At 71.3% G+C, this 17,777-nt stretch carries 12 protein-coding genes and 2 pseudogenes; 8 read left to right on the forward strand and 6 right to left on the reverse strand.

Translation table 11 applies throughout. From position 1 onward, the window contains the following. Positions 1 to 134: 134 nt before the first annotated feature. Both OOK31_RS00365 and OOK31_RS00370 read right to left on the reverse strand, forming a co-directional pair. Positions 135 to 992, reverse strand: a complete 858-nt coding sequence (locus OOK31_RS00365) for a slipin family protein (RefSeq protein ID WP_267010255.1) — start codon at positions 990 to 992, stop codon at positions 135 to 137. Positions 993 to 1,212: 220 nt separating this feature from the next. Next, positions 1,213 to 1,836, reverse strand: coding sequence for a CBS domain-containing protein (locus OOK31_RS00370; protein ID WP_267010256.1), 624 nt, complete (start codon positions 1,834 to 1,836; stop codon positions 1,213 to 1,215). Between the two features lie 295 nt (positions 1,837 to 2,131). Between OOK31_RS00370 and OOK31_RS00375 the strand changes: the two genes are divergently transcribed. Beyond that, on the forward strand, positions 2,132 to 3,871 hold the full coding sequence (locus tag OOK31_RS00375; RefSeq protein WP_267010257.1) for a GAF domain-containing sensor histidine kinase: 1,740 nt from the start codon (positions 2,132 to 2,134) through the stop codon (positions 3,869 to 3,871). A 9-nt stretch (positions 3,872 to 3,880) separates the two neighbouring features. Here the strand turns inward: OOK31_RS00375 and OOK31_RS00380 are convergent, their stop codons facing one another. Together OOK31_RS00380 and OOK31_RS00385 are read right to left on the reverse strand one after the other, a co-directional pair. Continuing rightward, positions 3,881 to 4,570 carry a response regulator transcription factor gene (locus OOK31_RS00380; RefSeq protein WP_267010258.1) on the reverse strand — a complete coding sequence of 230 codons (690 nt, stop codon included), beginning with the start codon at positions 4,568 to 4,570 and terminating at the stop codon, positions 3,881 to 3,883. A gap of 98 nt (positions 4,571 to 4,668) precedes the next feature. Continuing rightward, positions 4,669 to 5,154 (reverse strand): Crp/Fnr family transcriptional regulator, encoded by a 486-nt coding sequence (locus OOK31_RS00385; RefSeq protein WP_267010259.1) that lies wholly within the window; start codon positions 5,152 to 5,154, stop codon positions 4,669 to 4,671. Between the two features lie 536 nt (positions 5,155 to 5,690). Between OOK31_RS00385 and OOK31_RS00390 the strand changes: the two genes are divergently transcribed. The 5 genes from OOK31_RS00390 to OOK31_RS00410 are packed head-to-tail and all read left to right on the forward strand — an operon-like array spanning position 5,691 to position 13,066. Further along, positions 5,691 to 6,953, forward strand: a complete 1,263-nt coding sequence (locus OOK31_RS00390; RefSeq protein ID WP_267010260.1) for a phenylacetate--CoA ligase family protein — start codon at positions 5,691 to 5,693, stop codon at positions 6,951 to 6,953. Then, a complete protein-coding gene (locus OOK31_RS00395) occupies positions 6,950 to 8,263 on the forward strand; it encodes an MFS transporter (protein WP_267010261.1) in 1,314 nt (437 codons plus the stop codon). Before OOK31_RS00390 ends, OOK31_RS00395 begins: the two co-directional genes overlap by 4 nt. Beyond that, positions 8,260 to 9,408 carry a GNAT family N-acetyltransferase gene (locus OOK31_RS00400; RefSeq protein WP_267010262.1) on the forward strand — a complete coding sequence of 383 codons (1,149 nt, stop codon included), beginning with the start codon at positions 8,260 to 8,262 and terminating at the stop codon, positions 9,406 to 9,408. The genes OOK31_RS00395 and OOK31_RS00400 overlap by 4 nt, the downstream gene beginning before the upstream one ends. After that, on the forward strand, positions 9,405 to 10,553 hold the full coding sequence (locus OOK31_RS00405) for an acyl-protein synthase (RefSeq protein ID WP_267010263.1): 1,149 nt from the start codon (positions 9,405 to 9,407) through the stop codon (positions 10,551 to 10,553). The genes OOK31_RS00400 and OOK31_RS00405 overlap by 4 nt, the downstream gene beginning before the upstream one ends. Continuing rightward, on the forward strand, positions 10,550 to 13,066 hold the full coding sequence (locus OOK31_RS00410) for an acyl-CoA reductase (RefSeq protein ID WP_267010264.1): 2,517 nt from the start codon (positions 10,550 to 10,552) through the stop codon (positions 13,064 to 13,066). The genes OOK31_RS00405 and OOK31_RS00410 overlap by 4 nt, the downstream gene beginning before the upstream one ends. Positions 13,067 to 13,343: 277 nt before the next feature. Here the strand turns inward: OOK31_RS00410 and OOK31_RS00415 are convergent. Together OOK31_RS00415 and OOK31_RS00420 are read right to left on the reverse strand one after the other, a co-directional pair. Continuing rightward, positions 13,344 to 13,829: pseudogene (locus tag OOK31_RS00415) on the reverse strand (acyltransferase); the annotation flags it as partial. Positions 13,830 to 14,061: 232 nt separating this feature from the next. After that, positions 14,062 to 14,364 (reverse strand): annotated as a pseudogene (locus tag OOK31_RS00420) (hypothetical protein); the annotation flags it as partial. A 304-nt stretch (positions 14,365 to 14,668) separates the two neighbouring features. On the opposite strand from OOK31_RS00420, the gene OOK31_RS00425 reads away from it, so the two are divergent. Beyond that, a complete protein-coding gene (locus OOK31_RS00425; RefSeq protein ID WP_267010265.1) occupies positions 14,669 to 15,700 on the forward strand; it encodes a chitinase in 1,032 nt (343 codons plus the stop codon). A gap of 405 nt (positions 15,701 to 16,105) precedes the next feature. Continuing rightward, a complete protein-coding gene (locus OOK31_RS00430; RefSeq protein ID WP_267010266.1) occupies positions 16,106 to 17,749 on the forward strand; it encodes a pyridoxal-dependent decarboxylase in 1,644 nt (547 codons plus the stop codon). The last annotated feature ends 28 nt before the right edge of the window (positions 17,750 to 17,777 follow it).

The following is a 17,777-nucleotide window of genomic DNA, read 5'->3' on the forward strand; positions in this document are numbered from 1 at the left end:
GGCCGGAGGCACGTGCCGGGGATCCTAGACATCGCGGTGCCCCTACGGCCGCTGCCCGGCACGACTGCCATGCGGTTGCCATGTTGCGGCAACAACGGGCGGCGCACGTGCCCGACGGCGGACGGGTCCTGCGGTCACACGGTCTTGGCTGCTCCGTTCGGCAGAGGAGGGCCGGGGATCGTCGTGGTGATCTCCGTCGCGCGCGGCGCCCGGAGCGTCGCGGCCGCGGTTTCGCGGGCGAGGAAGGCACCGAGTTCGCCGATGGTGCTCATGAGCGGTGCGGGGAAGACCACGGTGGTGTTCTTGTCGACGCCGATCTCCACGAGGCTCTGCAGGTTGCGCAGTTGCAGGGCGAGGGGGTGGGCCATCATGGTGTCGGAGGCGTCACCGAGTGCGGCGGCGGCCAGCGACTCGCCCTCCGCGTTGATGATCTTGGCCCTCTTCTCCCGTTCGGCCTCGGCCTGGCGGGCCATCGCGCGCTTCATGCTGTCGGGCAGCTGGATGTCCTTCAGTTCGACGAGGGTGACCTCCACGCCCCATTCGGCGGTGGTGACATCGAGGATCTGCCGGATGCCCAGGTTGATGCGGTCGGTCTCCGACAGGGTTTCGTCGAGGGTGTGCTGTCCGACGACCTTGCGCAGCGTGGTCTGTGCGATCTGGTTGATGGCCGCGCCCACGTTCTCGATCGCGATGACCGACTTCACGGCGTCGACGACGCGGAAGTAGGCGACCGCGGAGACATCGACGCTGACGTTGTCCCGGGTGATGATGCCCTGGGACTGGATGGGCATGGTGACGATCCGCAAGGACACCCGGTGCAGGACGTCCGCGAACGGCACGATGACGCGCAGGCCCGGCGCACGGGTGCCGATGAGCCGGCCGAACCGGAACAGCACGCCCTGCTCGTACTGCTTGACGACCTTGACCGCCATGACGAGTGTCAGCAGGGCGAGGATCGCGAGGACGGCCAGGAGAACGATCAGAACTCCCATGGTGGTGCTCCTCCCGGAGAGGACCGCACCCGACGGGGTGGGGTCCCGGGTTGCGGTGGCGGAGCAGCGGGGGGACGACCCGGGTCCGTCGCAGGGCTGCGCGCCCGTACCCGTACGACGGCTTGGCGCCGCGAGCCTGCCTGCTTCCAGCGTCCCTCCGGACGGACCCGCCCGACAGGGGCCGAACAGTCCATGCTTTTCCCCCGCCGGGACCGGAACGTCACCAGGGGATGCCGTCGGTGCGGCGCTCCGGCGGGGCGAGGGGGGAATCGTCGAACCGGGCGGTGAGCCTGTCGGTGACCGCGACGACACCGTCCAACTGCCCGGCGAGCCGCACGACGACGGGAATCTGGCTGCTCTTCGCCAGGCGGCCGTCCAGGGTGACGACCCCGTCCACGACGTGCACGTCCACCGCGTCGGCGCCGAGCCCCATCGTCTCCGCCAGTACGTCCTCGATCAGGCACCGGCGTATCTCGGGGTCCGGGCGCAGGAACACACGGAGCAGGTCCCGTCTGGTCACGATGCCGACCAGACGGTCCTCTTCGTCGACGACGGGGAGCCTCTCGACTCCGCGCCGGGTCATGAGGCGGGCGGCTTCCGTGACGGTCTGCTCGGCGTGGACGGTGACGGCCGGCGCTGACATGAGTGCCCGGGCGGTGAGGTCGCCGGTCGCGTGCAGATCGGTTTGCGAGACGACCCCGATGACGCGATCGTCCTCGTCCACGACCGGCACGCCGCTGATGTCGTGCTCGACGAGCAGCCTGGCCACGTCCCTGGACGGAGTCCGCCCGACGACCGAGACGACCTCGTCCGTCATGAGGAAGCCGACTTTGGCGTGCTTCATGTGCAGCCCTCCTGTCGGCGTCGGCCGGCGGACGCGCCTCGCGGAGCGCCCTCATCAGCCACCATCCGCCGTGGCCCGCCCGCTCGGCGAGGGCCGAACGGTCCTGTACCAGGACTGACCGGTCCCGGGTAGGCCGGCCGTGCCGTGGCGGGAGCCGGACAGGGGGCCTCCGGTCCCGTCACCGCCCCCTGTGGCGCTCGCCTGCCGCCTGCTTGCGGTGAGTGGCCCGAAGGCATGGGGCTACGCTGAAGTCAGGGAGGGCGCGCTGCGCCCGCCGATGCCGCCGGAGGTGTCCATGGCCGGGGACGACCGTGATGCCGCAGCGAGCGGGGTTCCACGGCTGAGGGCCGGCGAGCTCCGGGTGCGGACCGACGAGGCACGGGGCACGCGCGACCGGCTGACGGGCCTGCTGGAAGCCGTCATGTCCGTAGGGCAGGAGCTCGACCTGGCGCAGGTGCTGCGCGGGATCGTCGAGGCCGCGGTCGTCCTGGTGGAAGCCGAGTACGGTGCGCTGGGCGTCGTGGGTGACGACGAGAGGCTCGCCGAGTTCCTCCCCGTGGGCATCGGTGACGAGCTGCGGGCGCGGATCGGGGCTCTGCCGACCGGCCACGGCCTGCTCGGCGAGCTGATCAGGCACCCGGAGCCGCTGCGCCTGAGCGACCTTTCGGAGCATCCGGCCTCCGCGGGATTTCCGGAGCACCATCCGCCCATGCGTTCCTTCCTCGGCGTACCGATCCGTGTCCGGGACGAGGTGTTCGGCAACCTGTACCTGACGGGGAAGCTGGGCGGGAGGGACTTCGACGCCGAGGACGAAAGGGTCCTGTCGACCCTCGCCGTCGCCGCCGGCGTCGCCGTCGACAACGCCCGCCTGTACGAGGAGGTCCGGCTCCGGGAACGCTGGCTGGCGGCCAGTTCCGAATTCACGAGCGCGCTGCTGTCCGGGGCGTCCGAGATCGAGGTGCTGGAGGGCATGCTGGAGCGGGCCCGGGACATCATCTCGGCCGAGATGTGCGTCTTCTACCGCGTCGGGCCGAACGGCGAGCTGCGCGGCTCCCTGGCCTTGGGGGAGGGCGCCGACGCGCACCGCGGAATCGTACTGGCGGGCAGCGAGGCCACCCTTGCCGCTGCCGTCCTCGCCGAGGGCGGTCTGATCACCGTCCCTGACGTGGCCACCGACGCCCGGGTGGCCGCCCAGCCGGAGGCCTGGGCGGGATTCGGGCCGGCCGTGGCCGTCACGGTGGGCGCCGCGGCGAAGCTGCGGGGGGTGCTGATGCTGGCGCGGCGTACCGGGCGGCCGTCGTTCGCCGCGGCCGAGGTCGCGCCCCTGCCCGGCTTCGCCGGCCAGGCCGCCCTGGCCCTGGAACTGGCAGACCGGCGCCGGGACAGCGAGCAGGTGAGCCTGCTCGAGGACCGCGACCGGATCGCCCGTGACCTGCACGATCTCGCGATTCAGCGGCTTTTCGCGACGGGGATGACGCTACAGAGCGCCCAACGCTTCGTGGAGCACCCCGAGGCGTCGGAGCGGTTGGACCGCGCGATCCACGACCTGGACGAGACAATCAAGATCATCCGCGCGACCATCTTCGGACTCCGCGACCACGGTGTTGTGGGAGGGGCGTCGGCGCGTCTGAGGGTCCGCGCGGTGCGGACCGTGCAGACGGCGGCCGCGGCGCTCGGGTTCGTCCCCGCCCTGCGCATGGAGGGGCTGATCGACACCGACGTCCCGGCCCCTGTCGCCGACGACGTCATCGCCGTCCTCGGCGAGGGCCTCACCAATGTGGCCCGGCACGCCCGGGCGAGGAGGGTGGACGTCACCGTCGCTCTCGCGGACGGTGCGCTGAGGGTCGCTGTGAGTGACGACGGTGTCGGCGTTCCGGCGGGCGGCCGCCGCAGCGGTCTGCGCAACCTCGCCGAACGCGCCGAGCGCTGGGGAGGCGGGCTGACCCTCTCGCCGCGGCCGGAGGGCGGTGGCACCTGGTTGCAGTGGTGGGCACCGGTGTCCGGGGAGCCTTCGGGGGAGGCGCCTTCCGAGTGACTTCCCGTGTCAGCGCCCGGTCCCGTCGTGCTCGCGCACCTCGGCGGCGATCACGGCCGCCTGGACGCGGCGTTCGACCCCCAGCTTGGCGAGCAGTCGCGAGATGTGGTTCTTGACCGTCTTCTCCGAGAGGAAGAGCCGCTTGCCGATCTGACGGTTGGTGAGCCCCTCACCGATGAGCTCGAGCACGGCGCGCTCACGCTCGGACAGGACCGTCAACCGCTGGTCCTCCGGCGGTTTCGCGGGGCCCGGATCCCGCAGCGAGCGCATCAGACGTGCCGTCGTCGCCGGGTCGAGCATCGATTGCCCGGTCGCCACCGTCCTGACGGCGGCGACCAGGTCCGATCCCTTGATCTGTTTCAGTACGTACCCGGCGGCGCCCGCCATGATGGCGTCGAGCAGGGCGTCCTCGTCGTCGAAGGACGTCAGCATGAGACAGGCGAGATCCGGCATGCGCGAACGCAGTTCGCGGCAGACGGTGATGCCGTCGCTGTCGGGCAGCCTGACGTCGAGCACCGCGACGTCAGGCCTCAGCGCCGGCCCACGGGCAAGGGCCTGCGCGGCCGTCGCCGCCTCCCCCACCACTTCGATGTCGGGTTCGGCGTCCAGCAGGTCGTGCAGCCCGCGGCGGACGACCTCGTGATCGTCGAGGAGGAACACCCTGATGGAGGCCGGGGCGGCAGCTGGTGCATCGGACATCCACGCCACACCCTCGGGTCGGGTCACGTCTCAGGAGAATTGTCGCAGGTCCGAGGAGCAGGAGCACCTGTGCGGCCAGGGGGTGATCGATCAGGGGTTCAGCTGCCGCTCCCGCTGCCGTGGGGGGCGTACAGGTCCAGCAGCCGGATCCGCGCGGAGACGAGCCGGTGCGCGAGCACCTGGCCCACCCAGTGCCCCATCGCGGAACCGAGGACGGGGTCGGCATCCATCATCAGCCGCACGCCGTCGGCGTCGAACTCGTCGGTGCGTACCGGTGTCATGGCCTCGGCGCCGAAGTGCCAGGTGTACGGATGGAACAGCCACGACCAGCCGACCAGCTCGCCGGGACCGACCGTCTCGACCACGGCCGCCTGCCTGCCGGGTACGTGGACGTCCATGCCGACCGTGCCCGACCGTACGATCCAGAACCGGTCCGCGTGGCCGCCCTCGTCGAAGAGACGGGCTCCGGCGGCGAAATTGACCTCATGGGCCAGGTGGGCCAGGCGGGCGCGCTGCTCCGCGGTCATGACCCGGTCGAAGCGGGTGGGTGAAGAGGTGAGCCGGTGGGGGGAAGCGGTGCTCATGGCGGTCCTCCGTTCGAGTCCGATCCCAGTCTCCGCCTGTGGAGCCCGCCACGGGGAGGGCCGAACGGTACCTCTCCCGCCCCGCCGGCCCCCACGGCACACCTCGACGGGTGATCGGCAGGGCCGGAACCGGTCACCTGCGCGACCACCGGCGGACGGCCCGGCCCTGGCGCCGGGGGGCTGACGAAAGCCGCCGGATCACCCAGGACCACGTCGGCGATCCCCGTGCCGACGACCTCGGCGTCCTGCGCGCGCTGCGCGGCGGCTCCTGGCCGACCCCGGCAGCTACCCAGGTCCCCGACAGGGGCTGGAAACTCTGGTGGATACGGACGTCCTGGCCGGAAATATTTGCCCAATTTGGTGACAAGCACCCCGATGTTTCATCATTGTGACTGCGCGTCAAGTTCTGGCACGCATCGAGGAGTCGGGGGCACCGGGGGGTCCCCCTGCACACCGGCCCAGCCAGCAGGCGAGTTCACGCTCTCGCCGCGCTCCGCCGTGACTCCCGTCCCATTCCGTCACCTAGGCAAAGGCCCATGTCCGCCCAGCAACTCTCGGACCTCATACGTTTCGCCCGTCACAACTCGCCCTTCTATCAAGACCTTTACGCATCCCTGCCGCCGCACGCCGACCGTCTCACCGACCTGCCGGTGGTCGACCAGCAGGCGTTCTGGGCAGCCAACACCCTTCACGACAGCCGCGTACTGACCGGCCCGCTCAGCGAGGCCACGGTCTACAAGACCGGCGGCACCACCGGGTCCCCCAAGTTCTCCGTCTACACGCGCGACGAGTGGCACACGTTCGTCACCGCCTTCGGCCAGGGACTCGTCGACACGGGTCTGCGCCCGGGACACCGCGTCGCCGACCTCTTCTACGCCGGGGAGCTGTACGCCAGCTTCCTCTTCGTCCTCGACTCGCTCGCCCACGCGCCCGTGGACAACGTCCGCCTGCCCATCGGTGGCGGCGCGCCGCTGGAGTCGACGATCCCCACACTGCGCGATCTCGCCGCCCAGGTACTGGCCGGAACACCGACCACCCTGTGCCGGCTCGCCGAGCAGGCCGTGTCATCCGGTGTCCGGCTCGACTCGGTGGAATTGCTCCTCTTCGGCGGTGAGGCCCTCTTCGACGACCAGCGGCGCCTGCTGGCTACCGCGTTCCCCCGCGCCGAGGCCCGTTCCGTCGGATACGCCAGCGTCGACGCGGGCCTGCTCGGCCGCCCCGTACCCGGCTCCGACGCCCGGGTGCACCGTGCCTTCACGCCGTACTCGGTCGTCGAGATCCTCGACGACTCCACCGATGAGCCCATCACCGAACCGGGCCGGCCCGGCCGGGTCGTCGTCACCAGCCTCTTCCGGCGGCTCATGCCGATCATCCGCTACCCCGCGGGCGACCGGGCGGAGTGGACCGGCGGCGGGCCCGGGCACTTCCGGATACTCGGCCGCGCCGAGGAGGGCGTACGGGTGGGCCCCGTCTCCCTCTACACCCAGGATGCCCAGGACGCCGTGGCCACGGCGGACACCGCGGGGCAGGTGGTCGGCATGCAGCTCGTCGTCCGCCGCTGGGACGGCCGCGACGGGCTCGTCCTGCGGCTGGCGACGGCCCCGGGTGACCACGGCCGAGAGGAGCTGGCCGAGGCCGTCGTCGCGGAGCTGGAGAACGTGCGGCCGCTGTATCCGGACAGCGTGCGCGCCGGATTCGTGCACCCGCTGTCCGTGGAATGGGTGCGCCACCGCGACCTCGCCGTCAACCCGCGCTCGGGCAAGCTCGTCCGGGTCCTCGACGAGAGGCCGACCGCATGACCGCCTCACCCGTGGCCGAGACAAGAACAGGGACAGGGACAGGCACGGAGACGGAGACCGGGGCCGACAGCCGGCGCGCTCCGCTGATCCTGCGCAACCGCGCCTTCGGCGCCGTGTGGCTCGGCCAGGTCCTCACCCAGGCCGCCGTACGGATGTTCCAGGTCGGCGTGTCCTGGTGGATCGTCGCCTACGCCGTGCACGACACCCGGGGGCTCGCCTCCGGGCTGTTCATGGCGGCCTGCACACTGCCCGCCGTGGCGCTGGCGCCCGTGGTGGCCGGTGCCGTCGCCCGGTTCGCGCACCGTTCGGTGCTGCGGACCGCCGCCGCCCTGGCCGGGGGCGCCTCGGGTGCACTCGCGCTGTGGGCGTACGGCGGTGGCCTGCCGCTCGCCGCCGTGTATGCCGCCGGTCTCGCCCTGGCGGCCTGCCAGGCGTTCTTCGACCCCTGCCTGACCACCTCGGTGCCCGAACTCGTCGACGACGCCGACATCGAGACGGCCACCGGCTTCGAGCTGTCCACCCAGTCCCTGGCCGGCCTCGGTGGAGCGCTGCTCGGCGCCCTGACCGTCGACCGGGCCGGCGTGGCCGGGCTGGCCGCCGGCTGCGCGGCCGCCTACCTCGTCGCCGCCCTCCTCGTCGCGAGCGCCCGCTTCCGTACCGTCGTGCCGGGCGTCGGAGCCGACGCGTCGCAGCCGCCCCAGCGGCGCACGCTGCGCCGCATCCTCGGGGAACTTCCCTACGTACGGCGGATCCTGATCTGCTTCACCGCGGCGAACCTCTTCACCACCGCCGTGTTCGTCGTCATCCCCCTCTACACCCGCTCGGTCCTCGCGGGCGGTGGCGGCACCGTGGCTCTGCTGGAGGCCTCCCTGGGCACCGGCGCGCTCGTCGGCGCCTTCACCGGCACCCGTGTGCCGGGACGCCCCACGGTCGCCGGTGCCTACTGCCTGGGCCTGATGGCCCTCGCCCTCGCGCTGCCGGGGCTGGTCGCGCACCGTCCGGTCGTCGCGGGCTGCCTGGCCGTGGCCGGCTGGTGCGCCGGGGCCGTCAGCGTGCGCTTCGTGGCCCTCTTCCAGCGGCTGGTGCCTTCGGCGGACAAGCCCGGCTTCTTCGCCGTGATGCAGGCCGTGCTGGGCGCCTCCCTGCCGGTGGCGTCCTTGGCGTTCGGCTTCGCCGGCGACTTCCTCTCCCCTCAGGCGCTGTGCCTGGTACAGGGCGTCGGACTGGCCCCCGCGGCCTGCGCGCTGGCCCTGCTGAGGTCCCCCACACCCGCGCCGGCCGCGGCTGAACCCGCCGGAGGCGAGCGGTGAGCCCCGTCATCACCCCTGCCGCCTGCTCGGACATCGCCGAACTGCGCCAGCTCTACTACGCCGTCTACGGACCGCACTACCCCGTGGCCCTCGGCACCGACCCGGCCGAAATGGCCCGGCTCATCGAGGACCCGTACTCCTTGTGGCTCGTCGGCCGCTGCGCCGACACCGGGGCCCTGACCGCGTCCGCCGCCATCCGCGGTGAGGCGGGCAGCCGCATCGGCCGCCTGGAGGGCATCGCCGTGCACCCCGGGCACCGCTCGGGCGGCCTGGCCGCCGCCCTGACCGAGGCCCTGTGCGCGGGGATGCTGGACACGGGGCGGCTCGACTCGGTGTACGCGACCGTGCGCACCGTCAGCGCGGGCCCGCAGCGCGTCGTCGCACGCAACGGCTTCCGCCCGCTGGGCATCCTGCCCAACGCGGTGGATCTCCGCAGCCGCGAAAGCCTCGCACTCTACGCGCGTCACTCCGTCGGGGTGCTGGACCGCCGGATCCCCGTCACCGAGGTGCCCGCCCCGCTCCTGCCGTTGCTGCGCACCGCCGAGGCCGCGCTGGGTATCGGCTACCCCGGGGTGCGGGCCGCCACCGGCCCGCTCCCGACGCCGCCCGCGCCGCAGGGCGCCGGCGACCGGCTGGAGATGATCGAGGCGCCGGCCTTCGTACGCCGCCGCTTCCGCGAGCAGTTCCCGGGCGCCGGGGGCTGGTTCTACCCGCTGCACACCCCGAACGTGCTGCTCACTCCCGAAGACGGCCGGTTCGAGGTCTACGCCTACCTCAACCGCGCCGGAGGGTACTGCTCCCTGCTAACGGCCCACCCCGACCCGGCCGCCGCGGCCGCGTGCCTCGAACCCGTCACCCGGGCCCTGGCCCGGGCGGGCGCGGGCTACGTCGAGGCCCTGGTGCCGCTCGCGCACCAGGAGGTCCTCTCGGCCTTCCTGTCCGAGGGGTTCGTCCCCGGGGCCATCTACCCGGCGATGCGCGCGGACGGCGACGGCTTCCACGACTACGCCGTCCTGTCCCGTTCCAGCGAGCGCATCGACTTCCGCGGCGTCGCCGTCGAACCGCCCCTCCAGCCCTATCTGGACTGCTACGTGTCGGCCTGGGCGTCGACGCACCTGCCCACATCATCCGAGGTTGCCTCATGAACCCCCATCTCGCGCCGGTCGCCGTACCCGACCCGGCTCTCCTGCCGCACGTACAACGGCTGTGCGACCTGACCGACCCGTACGCCTTCGGCCCCGCGGAGGACGAGCTGTTCGCCGCCGCCATGGCGGAGACCAACGCCTGGCACATCGAGCGCTCCCCGTTCTTCCGCTCCCTGTACGAGGCCACTCCCCCGGCGCAGCCGTACCGGACGCCGCTCGTCCACGCGAACTTCTTCAAGCGGCACGAGGTGCTCTCCATCCCGCGCGAGGACGTCGAGCTGCACCTGACCTCCTCCGGCACCACCGGCCAGAAGTCGCAGATGTTCTTCGACCACTGGACCATCCGCTCGGCCCAGCGCATGGTCGCCCGGATCTTCGAGCGCAATGGCTGGATCACCCCTGACCAGGAGGTCAACTACCTCCTGTACAGCTACGAACCGGCCCCCTCCCTGAACCTCGGGACCGCCTTCACCGACAACTACCTGTGCGATTTCGCCCCGGCGCGCAGCGTCGAGTACGCGCTGCGCAACACCGGCGGCGACCACGAGTTCGACCCCTTCGGCTGCATCGCCGCGCTGCGCCGCTTCGAGCGGGAGGACGCCCCGGTCCGCATCCTCGGCTTCCCGGCCTTCCTCTTCTTCACCCTGGAGCGGATGCGGGCCATGGGGCTGCCTCCGCTGCGCCTGCCCGAGGGCTCCCTCGTCGTCCTCGGCGGCGGCTGGAAGGGGCACGCCGACCGGCGCATCGGCAAGGAGGAGCTGTACGCCCGCGTCACCGAGCAGCTGGGCATCCCGGGTGAGCGGATCCGGGACACCTTCGGGTCGGTGGAGCACTGCATCCCGTACATCGAGTGCGACCACCACCGGCTGCACGCCCCCGTGTGGTCCCGGGTCACGATCCGCTCCACGCGCACGCTCGAACCACTGCCGTACGGGGAGCGGGGCTACCTGCACCTCGTGTCGCCGTACATCACCTCGGTACCGGCGCAGAGCGTGGTCATGGGCGACCTCGCCTCCCTCCAGCCTGGCGACGCCTGCGGGTGCGAGCTCCAGACCCCCTGGTTCACCGTCCACGGCCGTGCCGGGGTGAGCCGCAACCGCAGCTGCGCGGTGGCCGCAGCGGAACTGATGAAGGGCATGGCGTGACCGAGACCGAGATGCAGCACTACTGGCAGGGCTCCTTCATCGGCGAGGAGGAGGCCGGGCGCCGGCTCGCCGGTCTGCCGGCCGCCGTCGAGGCCGCGCTGGCCGACGGGCTGGAGACCGAAACCGTCCTGGCCGCCTGCGACGCCCTCGCCACCGCCCTGTGCGACCCGGCCCACCCGGTGCACGCCAGGCTCGCCCCACACCTGCCCGAGGGAGAGGACCCGGCCGTCCTGGCCGAGCTCGGCGTCGCCCTCGGCCGACGGGAACTGACCCGCAAGCTGCGCCGGGAGCTGGGCAGCGCGACTCCCGGCCGGCTGAACCGGGCCGATCCGCGCGAGACGGTCTACGAGGCGTGGGCGCCCGTCGGCCTGGTCGCCCACATCGCCCCCGGCAACGCCGCGACGGTCGCGCCGCTGAGCATCGTGGAGGGGCTGCTCGCCGGGAACGTCAACGTCCTCAAGACAAGCAGCGCCGACACCCTCCTGACCCAGCACCTGATGGCCGAGCTCGCGGCTCTGGACCCGAGCGGTGCCCTGGCCGCGCGGGTGATCGTTCTGCGCTTCCCGTCCTCCCGGCAGGAGTGGCTGCGCCTGATGTGCGCGCCCGCGGACGCCGTCGCCGTATGGGGCGGGGAAGGCGCCGTCGAAGGAGTGGCGGCCCACGTGCCGGCCGGATGCCGGCTGGTGGAGTGGGGACACCGGATCTCCTTCGCGTACCTGACGGACGACGCCTGGTCGGATCCCGGCACGCTCGAGGCCCTCGCGGACGATGTGTGCCTGCACGAACAGCAGGCGTGTTCCAGCCCCCAGGTGGTCTACCTCGACACCGAGGACGAGGGCGAGGTGTTCGCCTTCGCCGAGCGTTTCGCCACCGTCCTCGCGGCCCGCCCACCGGCCGCGGGCGCCGCTGCGGCGGGCGAGGCGGACCCCGCCGAAGCCGCCGAGCTGACCACCACCGAGCTGGTGGCCCGGCTGGAGGAACACCTGGGCCTGACCCGGGTGTTCGCCGCGCCCGACGGCTCGTGGCGGGTCATGGCCGACACCCGGTCGCCGCTCACGGCCTCGCCGCTGCACCGCAGCGTGTGGGTCAAGCCGCTGCCCCGCAAGCGGCTGATCGCCACCCTGCGCCCGATGCGCCGCTACCTGCAGACGGCGGGCCTCGCGGGCAGCCGGTCCGACATCGCCGAGCTTTCCCGCACCGCCCTGGCCGCGGGCGTCACCCGCGTCACGCCGGTCGGCGCCATGCTGGAGAGCTACGCGGGCGAGCCGCACGACGGCGTCTACGCCCTGCAGCGCTACAGCCGCCGCGTCGCGGTCCAGGCCGACCCGGCCCGCTTCGCGACCACCGCCTGCCTCGACGACCTGGCCCGGCCCGTCGTCCTGCCACTGCCGACGGGCCCGCTGCTGGGCAAGGAGGACGTCCAGGAACCGGCACGCGAGCTGGCACGGGCCGATGCCGAGCTCTACTTCCGCAGCGGCGGCAGCACGGGCGCTCCCGCCCTGTCGGTCTTCAGTTACGACGACTACGACACCCAGATGCACGCCGCCGCCCGCGGCCTGCTCGCCGCCGGCTACGACCCGGTCGGGGACCGCACCGCCAACCTCTTCTACTGCGGCGGCATGTACGGCAGCTTCATCAGCTTCTTCTCCGTACTGGAACGGCTCGGCGGGGTGCAGCTGCCGCTGTCCGCGGGACCGGACCACCGGGCCACGGCCCAGGCCGTCATCGAGCACCGGGCCGACACCCTCTTCGGCATGCCCTCCTACCTGTGGCAGCTGCTGCACACGGAGGCGGACGCGCTGCGCGCGTACGGAGGCCTGCGCAAGGTCTTCTACGGCGGCGAGCACTTCTCCGAGGAGCAACAGCGCACGCTGAGGGAGAAGTTCGGCATCGAGGTCGTCCATTCGATCACCTACGGCAGCACCGACCTCGGCCCGCTGGGCTACCAGTGCACAGAGAGCTCCGGCGGCGTCCACCACCTGCACGCCGACCTCCACACGATGGAGATCGTGGACCTGGCCGAGGACCGCCCGGTGGCCCCGGGCGAGACGGGCCGGCTGGTCTTCACCACGCACGCCCGGCGCGGCCAGCACCTGAGCCGGTACCTGATAGGCGACCTCGGCCGGGAGATACCGGGCCGCTGCCCCTGCGGCCGGCACGCACCCCGCTTCGAGCTGAGGGGGCGCACCGGTGACGTGATGCGGGTGGCGACGTACTTCCTCAATCACCGCCGCTTCCTGGCCCTGGCCGAGGAACAGGGGGGCCATCGGGGTGAGTTGCAGATCAGGCTCGACCGTACGGACGCGCGCGAGCGGTTGACCGTACGGGTGGAGCAGGCGCCGACGACGCACCCGGAGCGCCTGCGGGAGGTCTTCCTTTCCGGCTACCCGGAGCTCCGCTCGGCGGTGACGGAGCAACTGCTGGACCTGGTGGTCGAGGCGGTCGACGGCGCGTCGCTGGACCGCAGCCCGACCAGCGGCAAGCTCCTCGCGGTGGTGGACGCACGCCGCTAGTGCTGTGGCCGGAAAGGTTTGCCGGGTCGCGGTGTCCGGTGCGGTACCTCGCAAGGCGGAGGGCCGCCGCTTGTACTGGACGTACTCGGGTGGTCCGACAACGCGGCGAGGTGCCGTGCCGGGCGCCGTGACACGGTGAACCTTTCCGGTCACAGCACTAGGACGTGGCGGCGCCTGTCGTCACGGGTGTCCTGCGGCCCTGGTCCGATGACCAGGGGCGCAGGACAGCGGGCGGGCCGCGTTCGGTGGCGCGCTCGGCGTCGGCGTGCCGGCTCCCCTACGGAAACAGCCGCGGCCTCTTCTTCGCCGCCACGTCCTCGACCCAGCCGCACAGCAGGACGGCGACCGCGAGCAGGAGCCACCCGACGCCGAACAGGAACCATTGGCTGTCCAGCGGCAGGTGGGCGGCGACGGCGGGAGCGTCCCAGAAGCGGTCGATCAGGGGGACCGTGAGGATCAGCGCGATCTCGTGCCAGAGGTAGATCGTCACGGCACGGCGATTGAACACCGTCACGATCCGGTCGAGTCGTCCGAAGCGCGCGAGGCCTGCGAAATCGACCTTGTAGTGCGCCTTGAAGTACATCAGCAGCACCACGAAGCCGGCGGAGTAGAAGGTCTGGGCGAGGGGGATGTCGTCGAGGTCGTAGCTTCCCGTCTCCGCCTGGTGCGTGAGCGCGTACCAGGCGCCGAAGGCCAGCGCCGCGAGCGAACCGGTGACCACGGGGCCCGGCTTCATCCTCCGCAGGACGTCGTCGTGATGCGCCGGTGAGCGCGGCGAGGAGGATCAGCGCGAGGATCACACGCGGTCTCCGCAGGGCCGCGGCCTTGCCCGCGGCCCGCGTCATCCGGGAGGGGGCGCGCCTGCGACCGCGCGAGGAAGTGGTGGTCGTCATGGGTTTCTTCGTGCTCCGGTCAGCTGGCGCGGGTGGAGGCGGGGACAGACGGGGTGGGAGTGGCTGTCGGCCGGGCGCCGGTGGGCCTCGCGGCCGGCGTGCCCCGACGCCGCCCTGCGGCCCGCCGTAACCGGGTCCCGGGTCCTGGGCGCCGGGAGCAGGGCCGGCGCCCCCGAAGGGCAGCAGCGATGACGGGGCGAGCGAGGTGCCCCAACCCATGAAGGCCATGCCGAGCACGACCGCGTACCCGACACAGACGGCACCGCCGGTGAGTCCGATCCGGCGGAGCAGTCTGGCCCTGCGCCCGGAGTTGTCGACGAACACGGGGCCTTCCGCACGCCCGTTGCGGGGCTTGCGGCGGCCGCGCGGGGCGGACCGGTTTTCGAAAAGAGGCTCGGAATGCATTCCAGAAGGTTAGGACCTCTTCCTGAGCCAAAACCCTGGCTTCCCTGTGAGGTGCCTATGAACAACAGCTCAACCTGTGCATTCCCTGAGCGAATCCACCATCACCCACGGAAATCAGGGACGCTGAATAGGGCCCGATTGTCCGAGTATCAGCCTTCAGCTATCTGCCCTTCCGGCAGGTTTCCATGAGTCACCTGTGGATTTCCTGCGCGATGAAACTCAGCCGAATATGAGACATTCCAGCTCCGGGAACATGCTTTGTCTTCGACCTGAGACAGCAATCACGAGAGCGGGAGCGCGAAAAATGCGGAATTTCCTGAGGCCGGCCGCCTGGATCGCCTGTCTGGCGGCCCTGGCCTGTGCCGGATGTTCCTCGGACGGGACCGGACCACCGGGCGACGCAGGCTCGTCGACCCCGTCCGGGGCCGGTGCGTCACCCTCGACGGCAGCGGCAGCGGGCACGTCCTACGCCCCCTACGTCAGTGCCACCACGGCCTCCGCCAACGACTCGGCCGGCTCCCCTTCGGCGTACAACCTGGCCTTCGTCATCTCGGACGGAAGCGGCTGCACGCCCCAGTGGGACGGGAGCCAGGCAATCGACGACCCGGCGGTGAAGTCCCGTATCTCGGCGCCGACATCGTCCGGCAGCAGCGTGCGCGTCTCGTTCGGCGGCGCCTCCGGCACGGAGCTCGCAGCGGTCTGCCCCGACGCGCCCGCGCTTGCCGATGCCTACGCGGACGCGCTCGACGCCGCCGGGGCGACGCAGGCCGACTTCGACATCGAGGGCGACGACCTCGACGACCCGGACGCGGTCGCGATGCACTCCAAGGCCATCGCGCTGCTCCAGAAGGAGCGCACCGACGTCACGGTCTCCTTCACCCTGCCCGTCATGCCCTCAGGGCTCGACGAGGACGGCCTCGCACTCCTGCGGTCCGCCCACGACAACGGCGTGAAGGTGGCCACCGTCAACATCATGACGATGAACTACGGCGACACGTACACCGGCGACATGGGTGACTACGCGATCACCTCCGCCCGGGCCGCGCACGATCAACTGCAGGACGTCTTCGGCCTCTCCTCATACGACGCCTGGCGCGGTCTCGCCGTCACCTCGATGATCGGCGACAACGACATCGCCGGTGAGACGTTCACGCTGTCCGACGCGGCCCGGGTCCGGTCCTTCGCCGAGGACAACGGCATCGCCTGGGTGTCGATGTGGTCGACCTTTCGCGACCGGCAGTGCGAGGGCGGTGGCACCTCGTCGGACGACGCGGCAACGAACTGCAGTGGGGTGCCGCAGAGCACCGGGGCGTTCGCGCAGGCCTTCTCGGGCTGAGGCGCTGTGCAGGTAGGCCGGGCCGGGCCGGGTACACCGAATTCGGCCATCAGTGCAATCTTCATGACACGAAGTCGCCATCCCGAGGGCTGCCGAAACGTCACTCCTGAAGGTGCTCCCGGGAAGTCCAAGGCAAACCCTTTTCACTCGAAATGAGTACAGCGAGAGCAAACGTAGACAGGCGGGCAATCGGGGCGCCATGTCATGCATATCCTGTGTGCCGCGAGGCCCCGGGCAGGACCCGGACACGGCAATTGCGGCCGTCTGCGCAGGCCGGCAGCTTGGTGACGGTCTCGCAACCGCCTTCATCTCTTCATATACGAGCGTCTGCCGAAGCCGTTGCCGTCCGGTAGCGATTCAGGACCTGAATTCCGCTTCGAAGAACCGCTCAGAATCGGACATGGAATGACTACCGAACACTCCGCCACGTTCCTGGCGGCGCCGCCGGCCAACGACGACTACCGGTTGGGTACTGACGCCTACACCGATGAGCAGCGGATCGCGGTCCTCGCCAAGCTGGAGGAGTACCTCGGCGAGCAGAGCGGGCGTCTTCTCGGGTACCAGGTCAACCTGTCGCTCGACGGCCACGCCGCCCTCGGACGTTTCCTGGGCTACCACATCAACAACATCGGGGACCCGTTCGTCGACAGCAACTACAGCCTCCACTCCAGGTGGCTGGAACGCGCGGTCCTCGAACACTACGCCCGCCTGTGGCACGCCCCCCTGCCGCAGGACCCGAACAACCCGCAGGACCAGGACGGCTGGGGCTACGTCCTGTCCATGGGCAGCACCGAGGGCAACCTGTACGCGATGTGGAACGCGCGTGACTACCTCGACGGCAACGCCCTGGTACGCGACGAGATCTCCGGCGAGGCCAGCTGCCGGACCAGCTACCTGCGGGCCAAGCACCCCGACGACAACCCCAACGCCTACGCCCCGGTGGCGTTCTTCTCCCAGGAGACGCACTACTCGCACATCAAGGCCATGCGGGTGCTGGACATCCCGACCTTCTACGACCTGGGCGGCAGCCTCTACCCCGGCGAGTGCCCCGTCGACGTGACCGGCACCGGGATGCAGACCTACAACGGGTGGCCCCTGGGCGGAGTCCCGACCACCGGCGGCGACGAGGGACCGGGCACGGTCGACGTCGACGCCCTGGTCGCCCTCGTGGAGTTCTTCGCCGCCAAGGGCCACCCCGTCCTGGTCAACTTCAACATCGGCAGCGTCTTCAAGGGCGCCTACGACGATGTCCAGGGCGCCTGCGAGCGCCTGCGCCCCGTCTTCGAGAAGCACGGCCTCGTCGACCGCACCGTGTGCTTCGACCCCGACGACCCCGAGCGGGTCAGCGTCCGCAACGGCTACTGGATCCACGTCGACGGCGCACTGGGCGGCGCGTACGCCCCCTATCTGGAGAAGGCCCGCGACACCGGGCTCATCAGCACCGCGCCCCCGGTCTTCGACTTCCGGATCCCCGAGGTGTCCTCGATCGTCACCAGCGGCCACAAGTACCCCGGCTCGCCCGTCCCCACCGGCATCTACATGTCCCGCGCGGGATCCAAGCTCCGGCCGCCGTCCGACCCGGCGGTCGTCTCCTCCCCGGACAGCACCTTCGCCGGCTCCCGCAGCGGGTTCGCGTCCCTGGCCATGTGGAACCACCTCGCGCAGTTCAGCGAGGAGCAGCAGGTACGGCAGGCCGCCGAGGTCCTGCGGATCGCCGAGTACACGGCGGAACGGCTCAGGGCCCTCAGCAGGCAGTTGCAGGAACGCGGCGAGCCCTGGGCCGAGAACGGCATCGAGGTCGGCCACGGCGACCACGCGCTCAGCATCTGGTTCCAGCAGCCCCGCGCCGAGATCACGCAGAAGTACTCGCTCGCCTGCGTGCCGCTCAACCTCGGTGGCCGCCGGCACGACTACAGCCACGTCTACGTGATGCCGCACGTCACGCAGGAACTCATCGACGAGCTCCTTGACGACCTGTCCCGCCCCGGAGCGTTCGACCGCTCCGCCGACCAGGACGCCGAACGCCCCCCGCTCCCCCGCCAGCGCTGACCCGGGGGCGGGCGGCCGGACCGCAACC

Source organism: Streptomyces sp. NBC_00249 (genome assembly GCF_026342355.1).
Taxonomy (GTDB): Bacteria; Actinomycetota; Actinomycetes; order Streptomycetales; family Streptomycetaceae; genus Streptomyces.